The organism is Mesorhizobium sp. M4A.F.Ca.ET.090.04.2.1 (assembly GCF_003999085.1).
Taxonomy (GTDB): Bacteria; Pseudomonadota; Alphaproteobacteria; order Rhizobiales; family Rhizobiaceae; genus Mesorhizobium.
Genome location: NZ_RZOT01000551.1, coordinates 1 through 4,026, shown reverse-complemented (window position 1 = coordinate 4,026; position 4,026 = coordinate 1). Strand labels below are relative to the sequence as shown.

Annotated in this window: 3 protein-coding genes; 2 read left to right on the top strand and 1 reads right to left on the bottom strand. The window is 62.6% G+C overall.

The window, feature by feature from the left end:
- Nucleotides 1–700, bottom strand: a 700-nt coding sequence (locus EN781_RS27830) for an NAD kinase (protein ID WP_127400528.1), incomplete at its 3' end; no start/stop codon positions are given.
- 1,155 nt (nucleotides 701–1,855) lie between these two features.
- On the opposite strand from EN781_RS27830, the gene EN781_RS27825 reads away from it, so the two are divergent.
- Entirely contained in the window at nucleotides 1,856–2,890 is a 1,035-nt protein-coding gene (locus EN781_RS27825) for an extracellular solute-binding protein (RefSeq protein WP_126054389.1), read from the top strand.
- A gap of 68 nt (nucleotides 2,891–2,958) precedes the next feature.
- On the top strand, nucleotides 2,959–4,026 hold a 1,068-nt coding region (locus EN781_RS27820; RefSeq protein WP_145965661.1), incomplete at its 3' end, for an amidase.

Here is a 4,026-nt window from a genome sequence, read left to right as displayed (position 1 = left end):
CCGTCGGCGACTCCCGCACCGTCACAGAGGCCACAGCCTTTACTTCCGTATGGTCGGCGGCAGCGTTCACCGGCCGCTTTTCGGCCTCCAATATGTCGAAGCGCACCGTCGCCTTGTTGGCGAGCAATGCGCCGCGCCAGCGGCGCGGGCGGAACGGACTGACCGGTGTCAGCGCAAGCAGAGGCGCGTCGAGCGGCAGGATCGGTCCGTGCGCGGAGAGGTTATAGGCCGTCGAACCGGCCGGCGTCGCGATCATCACGCCGTCGCAGTTCAGTTCCTCCAGCCGCACCTGCTCGTCCACCGTGATGCGGATCTTGGCTGTCTGGTAGGACTGGCGCCACAGCGCCACCTCGTTGATCGCCAGCGCCGATACCGTTTCGCCCTCGCGCGTCACCGCCAGCATCTCCAGCGGACGGATGGTTTCGGCGACGGCGGCGGCGATACGTTCCTCGAGGCCGCCGGCCCGGTATTCGTTCATCAGGAAACCGATGGTGCCACGGTTCATGCCGTAGACCTTCTTGCCCGTGCTCATCGTGTCGCGGAGCGTCTGCAGCAGGAAGCCATCGCCGCCGAGGGCCACGACGATCTCGGCCTCTTCGACCGATGTCTGGCCATAATGCGACGACAGGCTTTCCAGTGCCGCCCTGGCGTCGGCGGTGTCGGACGAGACGAAGGCGAAACGGCTGGTGGCTTTGCTCATGGCTTTCCGATGACGACCGGCTGGCGGCGACCGGTTCGCGGCCGCGCCAGCGCCGGGGTAGCATGGGCCGCCCGCATGTGCAAAGGGCGGCGGTGTTCGCCAATGGCCGCCAAAAGGACCGCTCGCGCATTGTGTCGGCCAACAGGCGAACGTGATGGTTAAGGCGGAGCTTAAGCTCTCGTAAAGCCGGATCGGTCATGTTAGCCGGCAGTGGATGGTTGGTGGGGGCTAGCCAGTCGAGAGCTGTCTATTGCCGGTGACACGCCTAATCATCGTCTTCCTGATGCTGGGAAGTTTTGCCCTCGTTTTCGCCGAGTTGGTGCGCCGCTCGGAGGATATGAGCTTCCGACCCGAGCCGACTGCTTCGCGCTGCGGCGACGCAGCTGGGACGCCCTGTCCGCAAAGGTCGCTGTAAGACCGCTGCGCCAAGCCACCGCGCAATCTACGACCACCGCAAGCACACCGAACATGCCGGCGAGAATAATCAGGTTGACAGTTTTGGCGCGCATATGCCCAAGCCCTGTGGTGCGGAATTCGCCTCCGTTGTCATCAACTCCTGTAGGCTGGGCCTGATGGACTGCATCCCGGTTCGATACTCGCAGTCACTCGGTAGCCGGACTGTGAAGCCGACCTCCCGCAAGCTCGCCGCGATCCGCTCGGCGCTGCCATTGGCATTGGCTTAGGCCGGCGAACCGTCATAGGTCGGACCGGCGACGACCAAGGCGATACGCTCCTCGCCGCGCGCGGCGAGGAAGAGCGCCATGGTCATCAGCAGCACTGCCGCCAGAAAAAGGCGCGTAACCCCCGACCCTGTAAACCGCGGCTGTTCACGCCGAAGCTTGCCCAATCCGTCTATGGCCTCGCGTTTGACGATACATGACACGTTTGCCGGCGCATCGGCGCGTCAATTCCGGTTGCCGATGGCCGAAAGAGGCCTCTGGCAGGGCGCTTGCCGTCCCAATCAGCGATTGTGCCTTCAACGGGCCAACCGGGTAATGTCGCCTAAAAGATATTGACTGTATGTTTAGTTATAGTTATTCCTTGCATTGAGTTGGCCAGCTGGCGTCCGCCGGTGAATGGCCACGCAGGAACGGGAACTATCTTCATTGGACCGAGGCCGCATTTGTGGCCGGTCCCAACAATGGGAGAAGCAGCATGAACTGGAAATCGACCGCGACGGCCGCCGGGCTGTCGCTGATGGCCGCGACGGGCATGGCCCGCGCCGACGGCGAGCTCAACATCTACAATTGGGGCAACTACACTAACCCCGACCTCATCAAGAAGTTCGAGGAGACCTACAAGGTCAAGGTGACTGTCACCGATTACGACTCGAACGACACAGCGCTGGCCAAGGTGCGCCAAGGCGCTTCGGGCTACGATATCGTCGTGCCATCGGCCAGTGTCATGCCGATCTGGATAAGCGAAGGGCTGCTGCTGGAGACCGACCCCAACAAGATGGAGAACTTCAAGAACGTCGATCCAAAATGGGTCGACGTTCCGTTCGATCCAGGCCGCAAATACACCGTTCCATGGCAGTGGGGCACGACCGGTGTGTCTGTAAACAAGTCGGTGTATTCCGGCGACCCGAACACGTCGGCAATTTTCCTCGACCCGCCCGCCGAGCTCGTCGGCAAGATCAATGTCGTGCCGGAGATGGGCGACATCCTTTTCCTCACCATCTCCTATTTCGGCGGCGAATACTGCACCGACGACAAGCAGGTGCTGAAAAAGGTGCGTGACAAGCTGGTCGAGGCCAAGGCGAAATGGCTTTCCTTCGATTATGCGGCCGTCGATGGCCTCGGCAGGGGCGACATCGCGGCCGGCGTGAACTGGAACGGCATATCGCTGCGCGAGCGGCTGGAGAACGACAAGATCGTCTATGGCTATCCGAAGGAAGGCTATCCGATCTGGATGGACAATGTCGCGGTTCTCAAGGACGCAAAGAATGTCGAGAACGCCAAGCTGTTCCAGAACTTCATCATGGATCCGAAGAACGCGGCGATGATCTCGGCCTTCGCGCACTACGCGAACGGCATCAAGGGATCCGAGCCCTTCATGCCGGACGACATGAAGGGGGCGCCGGAGGTCGAGGTTCCGGCTGAATTCGCCGCCAAGGGCAAGTTCATGCCGGCCTGTCCGCCGGACGTGCAGGCGCTTTATACGAAGATCTGGACCGACCTTCAGAAATAGCCGCGCCGAAACCGTTCCGGCCACAGTCGCCGGACCGCGTGCGGTCCGCCGACCGCAGGAGACTGCCCATGACCAATCTCGATCTCTGCTACATGCCGGCGAGCGAAGCGCTGCGGCGGTTCAAGGCAAAGCAGCTCTCGCCTGTGGAGCTGATGCAGGCGGTCATCGACCGCGCCGAGGCGACGAAGGAGACGATCAACTGCTTCACCTTCACGCATTTCGACGAGGCGATGAAGCTGGCCAGGAAAGCAGAGGCGAAATACGCCAGGGGCGCCCGGACCGGAGCTCTCGAAGGACTGCCGATCGGCATCAAGGATGAGAGCTATATCAAGGGCAAGCCGACTTCGCATGGCTCGCTGCTGACCAGGGATGCCGTATGCGGCCATACTTCGACGATGAACGAGCGCATCATCAAGGCGGGCGGCATCGTCCATGCGCGCACGGCGACGCCCGAATTCAGCTGCGCCGGCTACACCTGGTCGAGGCGGTGGGGCGTCACCCGCAATCCGTGGAATCCGGACTTCACGCCCGGCGGTTCGTCCGGGGGTGCCGCAGCGACGCTGGCTTCGGGCACATCCGCGATAGCGACCGGTTCGGACATCGCCGGGTCGATCCGCATCCCCGCATCGGCCTGCGGCCTTGTCGGTTTCAAGCCGCCCTACGGTCGCAATCCCGACGAGCCGCCGTTCAATCTGGACTTCTATTGCCACACCGGACCGCTGGCGCGAAACGTTGGGGATGCGATCCTGCTGCAGAACGTCATGGCGGGACCGAGCCCGCTGGACATCGCCACACTGCGCCCGAAGCTGCGCCTGCCGCTCGACTACAAGCCCATCAAGGGCTGGAAGATTGCTTTCTCGATGGATCTCGGCTCCTTCGAAGTGGACGCCGATGTGCGCAGGAACACGCTTGCCGCATGCGATGTCTTCCGCTCGCTCGGCGCCACGGTCGAGGAAGTCGATCTGGGCTGGGGCGACGAGGTGCTCAAGGCCGGCATGGCCTATCTCGAGCATCTCTTCGGCGCCTCGCTGTCGCAGCTGCTCGAGGAGCATGGCGACGACATGACCAGCTATGCGCGTCGGTTTGCCGAGGAGGGGCAGAAGTCGAAGGCCACGGACTTTGTCGGAACCCTGGAG